Origin of the sequence: Sulfitobacter sp. 1A15258 (assembly GCF_043557045.1) — a bacterium.
Classification (GTDB): Bacteria; Pseudomonadota; Alphaproteobacteria; order Rhodobacterales; family Rhodobacteraceae; genus Sulfitobacter; species Sulfitobacter faviae.
This window is the reverse complement of sequence record NZ_JBIFFK010000006.1, coordinates 135,404-149,600: the sequence shown is the minus strand read 5'-3', so window position 1 is coordinate 149,600 and position 14,197 is coordinate 135,404. Positions and strand designations below refer to the sequence as shown.

14 protein-coding genes are annotated in these 14,197 nt (G+C 62.9%); 9 read left to right on the top strand and 5 right to left on the bottom strand.

Going from position 1 to position 14,197, the window contains the following annotated elements; genetic code table 11:
* Positions 1-190 precede the first annotated feature (190 nt).
* The gene (locus tag ACGYK9_RS13830) at positions 191-943 is read left to right on the top strand and encodes an SDR family NAD(P)-dependent oxidoreductase (protein WP_394412168.1); all 753 of its coding nucleotides are present in this window, start codon (positions 191-193) and stop codon (positions 941-943) included.
* 44 nt (positions 944-987) lie between these two features.
* Entirely contained in the window at positions 988-1,575 is a 588-nt protein-coding gene (locus ACGYK9_RS13825; RefSeq protein ID WP_394412165.1) for an REP-associated tyrosine transposase, read from the top strand.
* A 151-nt stretch (positions 1,576-1,726) separates the two neighbouring features.
* Here the strand turns inward: ACGYK9_RS13825 and ACGYK9_RS13820 are convergent, their stop codons facing one another.
* From ACGYK9_RS13820 to ACGYK9_RS13810, 3 genes are all read right to left on the bottom strand, one after another.
* A complete protein-coding gene (locus tag ACGYK9_RS13820; RefSeq protein ID WP_394412162.1) occupies positions 1,727-2,509 on the bottom strand; it encodes a gamma-glutamyl-gamma-aminobutyrate hydrolase family protein in 783 nt (260 codons plus the stop codon).
* 58 nt (positions 2,510-2,567) lie between these two features.
* Positions 2,568-4,730 (bottom strand): malate synthase G, encoded by a 2,163-nt coding sequence (locus ACGYK9_RS13815; protein ID WP_394412159.1) that lies wholly within the window; start codon positions 4,728-4,730, stop codon positions 2,568-2,570.
* Between the two features lie 81 nt (positions 4,731-4,811).
* Positions 4,812-5,036, bottom strand: coding sequence for a hypothetical protein (locus tag ACGYK9_RS13810; protein WP_394412156.1), 225 nt, complete (start codon positions 5,034-5,036; stop codon positions 4,812-4,814).
* Between the two features lie 103 nt (positions 5,037-5,139).
* Here ACGYK9_RS13810 and pepN point away from each other — a divergent pair, with 103 nt between their 5' ends.
* Positions 5,140-7,698, top strand: coding sequence for an aminopeptidase N (pepN, locus tag ACGYK9_RS13805; RefSeq protein ID WP_394412154.1), 2,559 nt, complete (start codon positions 5,140-5,142; stop codon positions 7,696-7,698).
* Complete coding sequence (locus tag ACGYK9_RS13800; protein ID WP_394412151.1) at positions 7,691-8,152, top strand: hypothetical protein; 462 nt, start codon at positions 7,691-7,693, stop codon at positions 8,150-8,152. Before pepN ends, ACGYK9_RS13800 begins: the two co-directional genes overlap by 8 nt.
* Position 8,153: 1 nt before the next feature.
* Here ACGYK9_RS13800 and ACGYK9_RS13795 read toward each other — a convergent pair whose 3' ends face one another.
* The gene (locus ACGYK9_RS13795; protein ID WP_394422560.1) at positions 8,154-8,894 is read right to left on the bottom strand and encodes a transglycosylase SLT domain-containing protein; all 741 of its coding nucleotides are present in this window, start codon (positions 8,892-8,894) and stop codon (positions 8,154-8,156) included.
* Between the two features lie 252 nt (positions 8,895-9,146).
* Between ACGYK9_RS13795 and ACGYK9_RS13790 the strand changes: the two genes are divergently transcribed.
* The 4 genes from ACGYK9_RS13790 to ACGYK9_RS13775 all read left to right on the top strand — a co-directional run bounded on the left by ACGYK9_RS13790 (position 9,147) and on the right by ACGYK9_RS13775 (position 13,122).
* On the top strand, positions 9,147-10,421 hold the full coding sequence (locus ACGYK9_RS13790; protein ID WP_394412145.1) for a hypothetical protein: 1,275 nt from the start codon (positions 9,147-9,149) through the stop codon (positions 10,419-10,421).
* Positions 10,422-10,492: 71 nt separating this feature from the next.
* Positions 10,493-12,106, top strand: a complete 1,614-nt coding sequence (gatB, locus tag ACGYK9_RS13785; RefSeq protein WP_394412142.1) for an Asp-tRNA(Asn)/Glu-tRNA(Gln) amidotransferase subunit GatB — start codon at positions 10,493-10,495, stop codon at positions 12,104-12,106.
* Positions 12,103-12,588 carry a thioesterase family protein gene (locus ACGYK9_RS13780; protein WP_394412139.1) on the top strand — a complete coding sequence of 162 codons (486 nt, stop codon included), beginning with the start codon at positions 12,103-12,105 and terminating at the stop codon, positions 12,586-12,588. Before gatB ends, ACGYK9_RS13780 begins: the two co-directional genes overlap by 4 nt.
* A 45-nt stretch (positions 12,589-12,633) precedes the next feature.
* The gene (locus ACGYK9_RS13775; RefSeq protein ID WP_394412136.1) at positions 12,634-13,122 is read left to right on the top strand and encodes a DUF4177 domain-containing protein; all 489 of its coding nucleotides are present in this window, start codon (positions 12,634-12,636) and stop codon (positions 13,120-13,122) included.
* Positions 13,123-13,130: 8 nt separating this feature from the next.
* Here ACGYK9_RS13775 and ACGYK9_RS13770 read toward each other — a convergent pair whose 3' ends face one another.
* Complete coding sequence (locus ACGYK9_RS13770; protein ID WP_394412133.1) at positions 13,131-13,388, bottom strand: BolA family protein; 258 nt, start codon at positions 13,386-13,388, stop codon at positions 13,131-13,133.
* Between the two features lie 77 nt (positions 13,389-13,465).
* Between ACGYK9_RS13770 and ACGYK9_RS13765 the strand changes: the two genes are divergently transcribed.
* The gene (locus ACGYK9_RS13765; protein ID WP_168612010.1) at positions 13,466-14,092 is read left to right on the top strand and encodes a J domain-containing protein; all 627 of its coding nucleotides are present in this window, start codon (positions 13,466-13,468) and stop codon (positions 14,090-14,092) included.
* Positions 14,093-14,197: the final 105 nt, after the last annotated feature.

Below are 14,197 nucleotides of genomic sequence, written 5' to 3'. Positions count from 1 at the left end.
ATCCGACCAGTGCGCTAAGGCGGCGAGCGCTGCAATAGTCAGGCGTAAGGCTTCCGCAAATGTGATCGGCGGGCGGCAAGATTTGGCCTATCGCCGTGCCAGCCGCCCCGCACATAACGCCCCGTCATCACAAGCTGCCTATTGTACTGCCGCCCCCTCCGCGCCACCCTGCCCGCAAATGGGAGGCTTTATGACACTGAAAGACAAACACGCATTCATCACCGGCGGCGGCACAGGCATCGGCCTTGCCATCGCGCAGGACTTGGCCGCCAAGGGCGCGAAGGTCACCATCACCGGGCGGCGGCAGGAGGTGCTCGACGCCGTGTCAGGCAATGGCATCAGCGGCATGGCGATGGACGTGCGCGACGAGGCGCAGGTCACCGAGACCATCGCCCGCGCGGTCGAGGCAAATGGCCCGGTGCAAATCTGCGTGGCCAATGCGGGCGTGGCCGAGGGCCGGTCACTGCATAAAACCGACCTCGATTTCTGGCGCGACATGATGGCGACCAATCTCGACGGGGCCTTTCTCACCATCCGCGAGAGCCTGAAATCCATGCGCCAGACCGATTGGGGCCGGGTCATCGCGGTCTCCTCCATGGCCGGGCTGCGCGGCCTGCCGGGGGCGGCCTGCTACTCGGCCTCGAAACACGGGATGATCGGGCTGATCCGCTCGCTCAGCGAAGATTACATGGGCCAACCCTTTACCTTCAACGCGCTCTGCCCCGGTTACGTCGATACCGAGATCATCGCGCGCAACACGCAGGCGATCTCCAAACGCGCCGGCCTGTCCGAGGAAAAGGCCCGCGATGTCATGGTCAACGCCAACCGCCACAAACGTCTGATCGCGCCCTCGGAAGTGGCTGCCGCGGCGGCATGGCTTGTCGGCGAAGGCTCCGAAAGCATCAACGGCCAGTCGATCGAGATCGCTGGCGGGCAAATGTAGTGCCGTTAAGGTTGCTTTAACCAAGCTGCGCCAAGCTCAGGGCCATGAGAGACAGCCCTTCATCACATTGCGCGAACAGCTATTTCTTTACCCTGCGCCTTGCGCGGCGCGATGATGATGCGCTGCTGCGGCATATCACGGCCCTGCGCCAAGCGATGCGTGAGACTTTGGCGCGCAAACCCTTCCGGATTGATGCCATCGCCATCTTGCCGGATGTGCTCCATACGGTCTGGACCCTGCCGCCGAACGATACCGATTACGGCAACCGGATCGGCATGTGGAAGGGGCGGTTTTCCCGCCATCTCCCCCCGGCCCCGCATCGCAGTCTGCGGCAGATCAAACGGGGCGAGAAAGGGATTTGGCAGCGGCGATTCTGGGAGCATCGGATCCGCGACCCCGCGGATTTCGAACGGCATTGCAGTTTGGTGCACCTCAGCCGCGTGCATGCAGGCTATTGTGACCGTCTTGAGGCTTGGCCTTACAGCTCCTATCGCCGCGCCTGCTCAGGTCCGGCAGCGCCTCAGGGCGCGAAAGCGGGGCCACTAGAGGAAGACGCGGTCTTGGATGATGATGTGACGCCGCTGAACCACGCGGCCCCTCCGGTTACGCCGTTGAGCGGGCTGCACAGTTAAAAGGCGTTGAGGCTAGGCATCCGTTGACGGCGCGATTGAGGTCGCCTTCGGGGGACCGACAGAACGACTGCGTCGCGATGCAGGCTGCCGCGCCCCGAGAAGCGCGGCGCGCGGTCATAGATAGTGGAACGCGCGCCCCCGGCGCCGCGTCTTACTGCGCGGCGGTCATCACCGGCATGGCCGATCCATCTGCCGCCCAAGCCCGCACCGCCGCGCCGAAATGTTCGAACAGCGGGCGCGAGACGGGGTCATTGGCCGCGTTCCACTCGGGATGCCACTGCACGGCGAGGGTAAAGCCCGGCGCGTCTTTGATATAGATCGCCTCGGGCGTGCCATCATCCGCGTGGCCGTCGATCACCACGCGCGGGCCGGGTTCCTTGATTCCCTGTCCGTGCAGCGTGTTGGTCAGCACTTTGGTCGCGCCCATCACACGGTGGAACACGCCGCCTTCGGTAAAGCTCACGTCATGGCGCAGTTCAAATTTCTCTTCGATGGTGCCATCGGGGGGCATCCGGTGGTTCATCCGCCCCGGCAGATCGCGAATCTCAGGATAAAGCGACCCACCCATGGCAACGTTCACTTCCTGAAACCCGCGGCAGAGGCCGAGGAAGGGTTGGCCCCGCGCCACACAGGCCCGCACCAGCGCCAGCGCCACCGCGTCGCGCGCGCGGTCGAAGGCACCATGTGCCTCCGTCTCAGGCTCACCATATTCTTCGGGATGCACATTGGGACGCCCGCCGGTCAGCAGGAAACCGTCGCAGACCTCCAGCAATTCCTCGACCGAGACAAAGCGCGGATCGCTCGGCACGATGAGCGGCAGACAGCCCGAAACCTCGGCAATCGCTTCGGTGTTCATCTGCCCGCCTGCGTGGACGGGGTATTGATCGTTCAGCAGGTAGGAATTGCCAATGATACCAACGACGGGTCGGGCCATGAGTTACCTCTTATTCACCATGGCCCGAACATAGGCGCTTCGCGCCGTGGTCTCAACCTCAGCTCTGCGCCTTCAACTCCAACCGGCGCGCGTGCAGCACTGGTTCGGTATAGCCCGAGGGCTGTTCGCGCCCCTTCAGCACCAGATCGCAGGCCGCCTGAAAGGCCAGCCCGTCAAAGCCCGGCGCCATGGGGCGATAGCTGGGATCGTCGGCGTTTTGACGGTCCACCACGGCTGCCATTTTTTTAAGCGCGGCCTCGACTTCCTCGCGGCTGATGACGCCGTGATGCAGCCAATTCGCCAGCGCTTGGGCCGAGATGCGGCAAGTCGCGCGGTCTTCCATCAGGCCCACATCGTTGATGTCTGGCACTTTGGAGCAGCCGACGCCCTGATCAATCCAGCGGACGACATAGCCCAGAATGCCCTGCGCGTTATTCTCAATCTCGCGGGTGATTTCCTCGGTGCTGAGGTTGCGACCTTCCATCACCGGGATGGTCAGCAGCGCGTCGAGCGTGGCGCGCGCGCCGCCCTCTCTGATTTCTTCCTGCCGCGCCAAGACGTTAACCTTGTGATAATGTGTAGCGTGCAGGGTAGCCGCGGTGGGCGATGGCACCCATGCGCAATTGGCCCCGGATTGGGGATGGCCGATCTTGGCCTCCAGCATCTCGGCCATACGGTCGGGCATGGCCCACATGCCCTTGCCGATCTGCGCCCGGCCCTGCAAGCCGCAGGCAAGGCCGATATCGACGTTGCGATCCTCATAGGCGGCGATCCAAGCGCTGTTCTTCATCTCACCCTTGGGCACCATCGGACCGGCTTCCATACTGGTATGGATCTCGTCCCCCGTGCGGTCGAGGAAACCGGTATTGATAAAGGCCACACGGTGTTTGGCTGCACGGATACATTCCATGAGGTTGGCGCTGGTGCGGCGCTCTTCGTCCATGATGCCAAGCTTCACAGTATATTGCGGCAGGCCGAGCGTCTTTTCCACATGGGTGAAAATCTCATCGGCAAAGGCCACTTCCTCGGGCCCATGCATCTTGGGTTTCACCACATAGACGCTGCCGGTGACCGAGTTGCCGCCCGCGCGTTTGAGGTCATGAATGGCGATCAGCGTGGTCACCATGGCATCCATCAGCCCTTCGCCAATCTCGCGCCCCTCACGGTCGAGCACGGCGGGGTTGGTCATCAGATGGCCGACATTGCGCACCAGCATTAGCGAGCGGCCTTTCAACGTGATCTCACCTGAACCATCGGGCGCGGTATAGCGACGGTCCTCGGCCATGCGGCGGGTGACGGTCTGGCCGCCTTTTTCAAAGGTCTCGGCAAGGTCCCCTTTCATCAGCCCCAGCCAATTGCCATAGGCCAGCACCTTGTCTTCGGCATCCACCGCCGCGACGCTGTCTTCGCAATCCATGATGGTCGAAAGCGCGGATTCGATGATCACATCCGCAACGCTGGCGGGGTCGTCCTTGCCAATGGCATGCTCGGGGTCGATCTTGATCTCGATATGCAACCCGTTGTTGCGCAAGAGGACCGCGTCGGGCGCCTCCGCCGCGCCCCGGTAGCCCGCAAACTGCGCCGGATGGGCCAAGCCGCAGGGGGCCGCATCCTGCGCCATCACAGCTTCAAGGTGCCCGTCCACAACGCGATACCCCGCCAAATCTGCATGGCTGCCGGCCGAGAGCGGCACGGCGTCATCCAAAAAGGCTTTTGCCCGCGCCACCACCCGCGCGCCGCGCGCGGCGTCATAGCCCTTGCCCACCGGCAAATCACCCAGCGCATCGGTGCCATAGAATGCGTCATAAAGGCTGCCCCAGCGCGCATTGGCGGCGTTGAGCGCGAAGCGTGCGTTGGTGATCGGGACCACAAGCTGCGGCCCGGGCACCTGCGCGATTTCGGGGTCTACGTTTTGCGTCTCAATCTGGAACGCCGGCCCTTCGGGCAGAAGATAGCCAATCTCACGCAGGAAGGCGGTGTAGCTCTCCGCGTCATGGGGCTGGCCTGCGCGTGCGCGATGCCACTCATCAATCTTGGCCTGAATTTCGGCCCGTTTTTCAAGCAACGCACGGTTCTTCGGCCCAAGGTCATGCACAAGGTCCGACAGCCCCGCCCAGAAGACATCCGCGTCTACACCCGTGCCCGGCAGCGCCGATCCTTCGATGAAGCCGACCAGTGCGGGCTCTACCTGCAAACCGTTCTTGTCAATTCTACCCGTCATTCTCCGCCCTCTCCCGCGCTGGATACCTTTGTGAAAGGTCTAGCAGAAAGGCAAAGCGGCGCAAGCGCGGGCAGGCAGGCGCTAGTCGGCAACCGGCTCCGGGGTGGCGATCACCGGCTCGGCGTCCGCCGGGCCATCGACGGGCTGAACCTCACCTTCCGGCGAGGGGTCGGTGGCCTGCAACACCGCGTAGACGACGCCGGCGATCATCAAGAGCGCCCCTGCGATGATCGCGGTTTTGATACCGATCAAAGCAGGACGATGCCGTTTCTTCTGCGTTTCGGTATCGGTGTCGGGGGCGGACATGGATACACCTCATTGCTCGAAGTTGGGGCAGCTCGGCTTGCAGGCCGCCTTCTGGAGACATAACATTTCCCAGACCAATTACGTTCCCGCGACTGGAGGCCCAATGCGCGACGCCACCCCCCAAACGATCTATCTCAGTGACTACCAGCCCTTCGGCTTTCTGGTGGATGAGGTGGCCCTGACCTTTGACCTCGATCCTCATAAGACACGGGTCAAAAGCCGTATCGCCTTTCGCCCCAACCCGGCGGCGCAGGAGGCAGAGTTTTTCCTGCATGGCGAGCAACTCAAGCTCATCTCCGCGCAGATTGACGGCAAGCCGGTCACCCCGAAGGTGACGGAACGCGGTCTGACCTGCGATGCGCCCGACGGCCCCTTTATCTGGGAGGCCGAGGTTGAGATTGACCCCAAGGGCAACACCGCCCTCGAAGGGCTTTATATGTCGGGCGGCATGTATTGCACCCAATGCGAGGCAGAAGGCTTTCGCAAAATCACCTATTACCCCGACCGCCCCGATGTGATGAGCGTCTTCACCGTGACCATCAACGGCCCGTATCCCGTTCTGTTGTCCAACGGCAATCCAGTCGCGCAGGGGCAGAACCATGCCGAGTGGCATGACCCATGGCCCAAGCCTGCCTATCTTTTCGCGCTGGTGGCGGGCGATCTGGTCGCCCATTCCGACCGTTTCACCACCATGTCGGGCCGCGAGGTCGATCTGAACCTCTATGTCCGCCCCGGCGACGAGGGCAAATGCGCCTTCGGGATGGAGGCGCTCAAAGCCTCGATGAAGTGGGACGAAGAGGTTTACGGTCGTGAATACGACCTCGACATCTTCAACATCGTCGCGGTGGATGATTTCAACATGGGCGCGATGGAGAACAAGGGGCTCAATATCTTCAACTCCGCCGCCGTTCTCGCCTCCCCCGAAACCTCGACGGATGATAATTTCGAGCGGATCGAAGCGATCATTGCTCATGAGTATTTCCACAATTGGACCGGCAACCGCATCACCTGTCGCGATTGGTTTCAACTCTGTCTCAAGGAAGGGCTGACCGTCTACCGCGACGCGCAGTTCACCTCGGACATGCGCTCTCCGGCGGTGAAACGCATTGGCGATGTGATCGATTTGCGCGCACGTCAGTTCGCTGAGGATCAAGGCCCGTTGGCCCATCCGGTGCGGCCCGAAAGCTTTCAAGAGATCAACAACTTCTACACCGCCACCGTCTATGAGAAGGGCGCCGAGGTGATCGGCATGCTCAAGACCTTGGTGGGCGATGACGCCTATGCCAAAGCGCTGGACCTCTATTTTGAGCGTCACGACGGCGATGCGGCGACGATCGAAGATTGGCTGAAGGTCTTCGAAGACACCACGGGCCGCGATCTGACCCAGTTCAAACGCTGGTATTCGCAGGCGGGCACGCCGCGCCTCTCGGTGGTAGAGGCTTGGGATGCGGGCAAAGGCATCTTCACGCTGACCTTCACCCAGCACACCCCGCCCAGCACCGCCACGCCTGAGCCGGAACCGCAGGTTCTGCCCATCACCGTGGGGCTGATCGGCACGGATGGGGCCGAAGTGGCCCCCTCTCGCGTGTTGGAGCTGACCGAGGCCGAACAGAGCTTCACCTTCGACGGGTTGGATGCGCGCCCCGTGGCCTCGGTGCTGCGCGGTTTCTCCGCCCCGGTGGTGCTGGAGCAAGACCTCTCGAAAGAAGAGCGCCTGCTGCTGCTCGCCCATGACAGCGATCCCTTCAACCGGTGGGAGGCCGGGCGCACCTTGGCGCGGCAATCCTTGCTGGCCGTGATCACCGAAGGCAGCGCGCCGGATGACGCATGGCTCGAAGCCCTGCGGGCCGTGTTGGAGGATGAGACCCTTGAGCCTGCCTACCGCGCGTTGATGCTGGGGCTGCCCAGCCACGCTGATCTGGCCAGCACCCTGCATGACGCAGGCAAAACGCCGGATCCGGCGGCGATCCATCAGGCGGTGGATGCCACCCGGGATGCCATGGCCGAACGGTTTGCCGCACTGCTGGGTGATCTCTATGACCGCCACAGGGTCGACGCCCCCTATCAACCCAATGCGGCACAATCGGGCAAACGCGCCTTGACCAATGTAGCACTTGCCCTGCTGACCCGCGTTGAGGGACCAGCGCGCGCGCAAGCGCAGTTCGACGATGCCGACAATATGACCCAACAGCTCAGCGCCCTCGCCGCCTTGCTGCGCGCGGGCCAAGGCGACAAGGCGCTGGCTGCCTTCGAGGCGCAGTGGCGGGATGACCGTCTGGTGATGGACAAATGGTTCGGGCTGCAAGTCAGCCAAGCCGCGCCGGAAGAGGCGGCCGAAGTGGCGCGCAGGCTTACCGAGCATGCCGATTTCAATTGGAAGAACCCCAACCGCTTCCGCGCGGTCTTTGGCAGCCTTGCCATGCATCACGCAGGGTTCCACCATGAGAGCGGCAAGGGCTACGCCCTGCTGGCCGACTGGCTAATCAAGCTTGACCCGGTCAACCCGCAGACCACGGCGCGGATGTGCTCGGCCTTCCAGACATGGCGGCGCTATGACATGGCGCGGCAAGAGATGATTGAGAAGCAGCTCGACCGCATCCTCGCCAGCCCCGACCTCAGCCGGGACACGTCGGAGATGCTCAGCCGCATTCGCGGTGCCTAACGCGGCAACCCAGACCGAGGGCATGGCGGCCTATACCTATCACCGCCATGCCCGCAGTTGGACGACCCTGCTCCTGTCACCTGTGATCTGGGCGACCCTCGGGGCAGCGTGGCTCTGGCTCGACGCCTCGAGCTGGATCGTCGGACTATTGGGGCTCTTTACCCTGCCCGCGCTATGGGAGGTTTTTAGCAATCCGGCCAGCGGCTTGACGCTCGATCAGAACAGCCTGTCGTGGTTCACCGGCAAACGGGACGCGAAAATCGCGCTGGCGCAGATCGACCGCGTTCGGCTTGATACGCGGCTGGATATGTCCGTGCGCGCGACGGTCATTCTCCGCACGGGCCGCAAGATCAAACTGCCCTTCGAGGCCACGCCACCGCACCGCTCGCTAGAGGCCGCACTTCAAGCGCGCGGTGTCGCGACAGAGAGGCACCACTTCACGCTGATCCAGTAATCTACGGACGGCTGCGGGGTCGAGCCGCGTTCAACGGTTTGCAATAGGACTGCCGCCGGAGCCAGCGAGACATATCCGCCCGTTTGGACGCGCTGCGCATCGGCCCCCAATCGGCCCCGACGCCGCGCCGCCCGTTTCCGGCGATCACCCCGTCGCGCGGCACGGTCGTCGCCATGATCCGCACAGCACAACTCAGGTTCGCGGCGCCGTTCTTGAGCGCATCACCGCTGCCGACATTGCATTTGTAGCCCCGCGCGGTGCCCGGCAGGATTTGCAACAACCCATACCAGCGGCCACCCCCGCCCACGGCCCAAGACCGATAGGTGCTCTCATGTTTGGCCAGCGCCGACATGAAGCCGACCCAAAAGGCGCGGCGCTGGCTGTCGGATGCCGTGGGATAGGCCGGGCACCACTCCGCCACATCACCGGGCACCATATCCACCAAGGGCTTGCCATGGGATTTCAGCGCCGAGATCGCCGCGCGGGTCCAAAGCGAATGCCCCCGCATATGCTGCCAGCGCGTACGCGGCAGATTGCCCGGACGCGCGGGCGGGCGCAGCGTTGTGGTAAAGGGCGCGGTTTCAAGTGCGGGCGGTTCGTCCTCGGCCTCGACCTCATCAGGGAAGGACAAAGACGTGGCGGCGGTCTGCACTACGTTATCCACCTCTACCACCGGGGCGGGCTGTTTGGGCAATTCGGCCCAAATCATGGTGGGGCCGGCGCAGAGCAATAGGGCGATCATGGCAGTTTTCATGCCGCGCATAAGACCGCCCCGAAACGCGCTTGGCAAGCGCAGCAGGGGCGCGGGATCGGCAGATTTCCTCTGATCGGGAAACAGCGCCCGCCGCGCCGCCGGATTGTCGCGAAGGATTGCCCCCGCCTGCCCGACTGCGCTGCAGAATTTTCCCGAAAGCTCCGCACGCCGGACACGGTTCCGCCCCATTGCCCGGTCAAACCTAAATCATCGACAAACAGCAGGCAGGACCGGCCCCAGATGAAGAAACTCTCGCATATGATCCCGTCCGCCTTGCAAGGGTTCTTTGCCAAGCCCGCACCGCAAGCGCCCGAGTTCGAGCCGCTGGAAATGCCGCTCCTGCGCCGCCGTGCACCGCGCGACGCACTGCTGCGCATTTCCTGCCCCGACCCCACCGCCGAAGAGATGCAGCGCGACCGTCACCAGTACCGCGCGCAATGGCTGGTGCGCCAAGAACGTTGGGAGGAGATGGCAAAGCTTTTGCAAGAAGCCGACGAGAACCGCGAGATGACACCGGGTGCCATGCCGGTGGCCGAGCTGATGGCCTTTGGCGCGCGGGCGGATGTGATTCTCGCCGCGGAACACGCGCTTTACGACGGCAAACCGGCGAGTGACGCGCCCCTGATGGCAGGGATCGAAGCGCTGGAACATGTGCTGGCCGATCACGCCGGGAGCGCCATGATCGCCGCCATCGTGGCGCAGGCGCATATGGACATCGGCTGGGCATGGCGCGGCACGGGTTGGGACAGCGACGTGCCGGCCCGCAACCATGCGGCCTTCGCCGCGCATTTTGAACGCGCGGAGCAAATCCTCGCACCATTCGACAAGGACATGGCTGCCTCGCCCCTGCTCGCGGCGACGCACTGTGCCCTGCTTGGGGGAACCGGCGGTGACGCCCGCGCCGTGGCGGACCGCTACGCCCGGCTCATCGACCTGAACCCCGCAAACCCGCGCCCCATGCGGGCCATGGGCAACCACCTTCTGCCAAGGTGGCATGGCTCATATGACCAACTCGAACTCGAAGCCCGTCGCACTGCCGCGCGGACCGAAGAGACTTGGGGCGCGGGCGGCTACACATGGGTGCAATTCGACGCGATCAGCTGCGATGCGCAGGCCTGTGCCAATCTTGATGTGCCGTTTTTCATCGAAGGGCTGCGCGATATCCTCGCCCGCCGCCCAGATCCGCATACCGCCAACCTGCTGGCAGCCTATTGCGCCAATACCATCGGACAGACCGCCCCTTCGGCGGATGCCGCCGGAGCCGTGCGCGCCGAGATTGCCGATTGCGCGCGCTGGATCGTGCGCGATCACATGACGGAATTGCACCCGATGCTCTGGGCCCACGCCGCACGCGGCTTTGACAACAACCTGCGCGTCCGCTCCGCCCGGCGTTTTGCTGCTTCGGGGCGGGATGAAGCCATGCGCATCATCACCGACCTGTTCCAACGCGAGATCGAAGCAGGCAAGCGGGTCATTTTTACCGAAGGCCGCCGCCAGATTGCTATGCCGGGCTAAGCCTGCCTCTTGAAGCGCGTGGTGCGCTCCAGTATGACCGGCCAAGTTCCAATTGACCGAAGGCGGCCGCGATGCTTGATCTGAGTTACGACACCCCGAAACCGCGCGTGATTGCCGGTGCCAAACATGACTGGGAACTAGTCATCGGGATGGAGGTCCACGCGCAGGTCGCGTCGAACGCCAAGCTCTTCTCGGGCGCCTCGACCAAATTCGGCGCCGAGCCCAACAGCAACGTGGCCTTCGTTGATGCCGCGATGCCCGGGATGCTGCCGGTGATCAACGAATATTGCGTCGAACAGGCGGTGCGCACGGGGCTGGGCCTCAAGGCCGAGATTAACCTGAAATCCGCCTTCGACCGCAAGAACTACTTCTACCCCGACCTGCCGCAGGGCTACCAGATTAGCCAGCTCTACGAGCCCATCGTGGGCGAAGGCGAAGTTCTGGTGGAACTGGGCGACGGCACCGCGCGGCTGGTGCGGATCGAGCGCATCCACATGGAACAGGACGCGGGCAAGTCGATCCACGACATGGACCCGAACATGTCCTTCGTCGACCTGAACCGCACCGGCGTCTGCCTGATGGAGATCGTCTCCCGCCCCGACATTCGCGGGCCGGAGGAGGCCGCCGCCTATCTCGCCAAACTGCGCCAGATCATGCGCTACCTTGGCACCTGCAACGGCGACATGCAGTCCGGCGCGATGCGCGCGGACGTCAACGTCTCGGTCTGCCGTGTGGGTCAGTATGAGAAGTATCAGGAAACGCAGGACTTCTCGCATCTCGGCACCCGCTGCGAGATCAAGAACATGAACTCCATGCGCTTTATCCAGCAGGCCATCGAAGTCGAAGCCAAACGCCAGATCGCGATTGTCGAAGCCGGTGGCGAGGTTGTGCAAGAAACCCGCCTCTTCGACCCCGACAAGCAGGAAACACGCTCCATGCGCTCTAAGGAAGAGGCGCATGACTACCGCTATTTCCCGGACCCCGACTTGCTGCCGCTAGAGATCGAACAGGCATGGGTAGACGACATCAAAGCCAATCTGCCCGAACTGCCGGACGAAAAGAAATCCCGTTTCATCAATGACTTCGGTCTGTCGGACTACGACGCCTCCGTGCTGACCGCCGATCTCGACAGCGCGGATTTCTTTGAGAAAGCTGTTTTAGCCGGAGTTCCTGAAGACGCAAAAAGTTCAATTCCATCGAATGCCATAGGTGTAGCGACCACCCTTAGTTCAAAACCATCAATTTCGGCATCAGAACTCGTTAAGAGAGGAAAAGCTGCGGCGAACTGGGTCATCAACGAACTCTTCGGCCGCCTCAAGAAAGACGACAAGGGCATCACCGAAAGCCCGGTTACCCCGGCGCAATTGGGCAGCATCGTCGATCTGATCGCCTCGGATGCGATTTCCGGCAAGATCGCCAAGGAAGTCTTTGAAATCGCCTATACAACCGGGCGCGAGCCGGAAGAGATCGTGGAGACTGAGGGCCTCAAGCAGGTCACCGACACCGGCGCGATTGAAACGGCGGTGGATGAGATCATCGCTGCCAACCCCGCGCAGGTCGAAAAGGCCCAGCAGAACCCGAAACTCGCGGGCTGGTTCGTCGGTCAAGTGATGAAAGCCACGGGCGGCAAGGCCAACCCCAAGGCCGTCAACGAAATCGTGTCGCGCAAGCTCGCCCAGCAATGAGCGACACCCCGGCCCCCTTCTGTTCGGGCGAGATGACGGTTCTCCCCGAATGGATCGATTTCAACGGCCATTTGAACATGGCCTATTACAACGTCCTGTTCGATCAGGGCGTTGACCAAGCCTATGGCGAAATCGGTCTGGGGCCGGAGTATCAACGCACGGGTTGCACCACCTATGTGGCTGAATTCCACGTCTGCTACCTGCGCGAACTGCATAAGGGTGACCGCGTCTATACCACCTTCCAATTGCTCGACCATGACGAGAAGCGATTTCACAGCTTTCAGGAACTATGGCACGTCGACGGCTGGCTTGCCGCCACCGCCGAGGGGCTGACGCTGCATGTGGACCAGTCCGGCCCGCGTGTGGCCCCCATGCCGGACCATATCCTGACCCGTCTTGACGCGATGCGCCGCAGCCATGCCAAACTGCCCAAACCGGCGCAGGCCGGTCGCAGCATCGGCATCCGCCGCAAATCCGCCTGAAACTCACCTGACGCGGCTCATGTCGCCAACCCAGCCGAGGCCCCTATGCGCTACGAATACAAGATCCTTCCCGCCCCCAGCAAAGGGCAGAAAGCCAAAGGTCTGAAAGCCCCCGAAGCGCGTTTCGCCAAAACCTTGGAAGAATGCCTGAACGAACAGGCCGCCGAGGGCTGGGAATACCAGCGGGCAGAGACTTTGCCTTCGCAAGAGCGCTCGGGCCTGACCTCGACCACCACGGAATGGCGCAATGTGCTGGTGTTCCGCCGCTTGGCGACCGCAGCGGGCCAGCAGGAGGATAGCGATCTGCTGCCGCCCGCCACTGCTGCCGCAACGCCCGCCTTGGCCGCCACGATCGAAGGCGAAGACACCGCGCTTCAGGCCGATGCGCCCGCCTCTATCACGCCCGAGGATGACGCGCCTGCGAAAGAGGAACCCGCCAAAGCGGCGACGCCGCCTGCGTTTCTGTCCGGCCCCTCAGCGGATGAAGATTCGCCGCAAGGCAGCGACGAAGACGACGATAAGACAAAGCCCTAAAGCGGCGCTTATTCGTCCAGGTCAAGCGCCAGCGCGTGAATGCGCCCCATCAGGTTCGGCCCCAACGCGCTGTGCACCGCCCGGTGCCGCGCCAGCCGGTTCTGGCCCTTGAAACGCTCTGACCGGATGCGCACGTTAAAGTGGCTTTCGCCCCCCTCCTGAAATCCGGCATGACCGCGATGGCTTTCGCTGTCATCCACCACTTCCAGTTCACGCGGCGCAAAAGCGGCTTCCAGCCGATCCGAAATCTCTTGTGTTGTGGACATGTTTTTACCCCCGGCCCCCTTCAATCCTGCGACGCAGGGTATATGGTGACCGGCCTGAGTCGGAAAGGTCTATCCACATGCCAAAACCTGATCCCTTCGGATTCGACATGTCCGTGTCGTCCTCCAAAAAGAAAAACCCCCGCGGCCGCCGCGGCATGTCCGGTGCGTCGGAAACCTCGACCCGGATTTGCGACCACGAAGGCTGCGACGAGCCGGGCAAGTTCCGCGCGCCCAAAGCGCCCGATGTGCTGGATGACTACTTCTGGTTCTGCCAGAAACACGTGCGCGAATATAACGCGAAGTGGAGCTTCTTTGACGGCACCACCGAGGCCGAGATGAACGCGCAGATGTCCAAGGACAAGGTCTGGGAGCGCACCACCAAACCACTGGGCGACCCCGAGCAGCGCGCATGGGCCCGTCTTGGCATCGAAGACCCGCATCAGGTCTTGGGCAAGAACGCGACCCAAAACCCCGGCAAGGGCCAGCAAGCGGGCCGCCGCCTGCCCCCGACCGAGCGCCGCGCGATCGAGATTCTCGAGGCCAAGGACACTTGGACAAAGCCCGAGGTCCGCAAAGCCTACAAAGCGCTAATCAAGGTGCTGCACCCCGATATGAACGGCGGCGACCGCAGTCAGGAAGAGCAGTTGCAACTGGTCGTCTGGGCATGGGACCAGATCAAGGGCAGCCGCAACTTCAAGGACTGATCCCGCGACCGGACCAACGGCCGGTTGCGGATAATGCCAGTTGCCCCCTTCCCCTTGCGGATATGCACGATATGTTGCACCAGATACGCGCGCGGCCCCGACCGC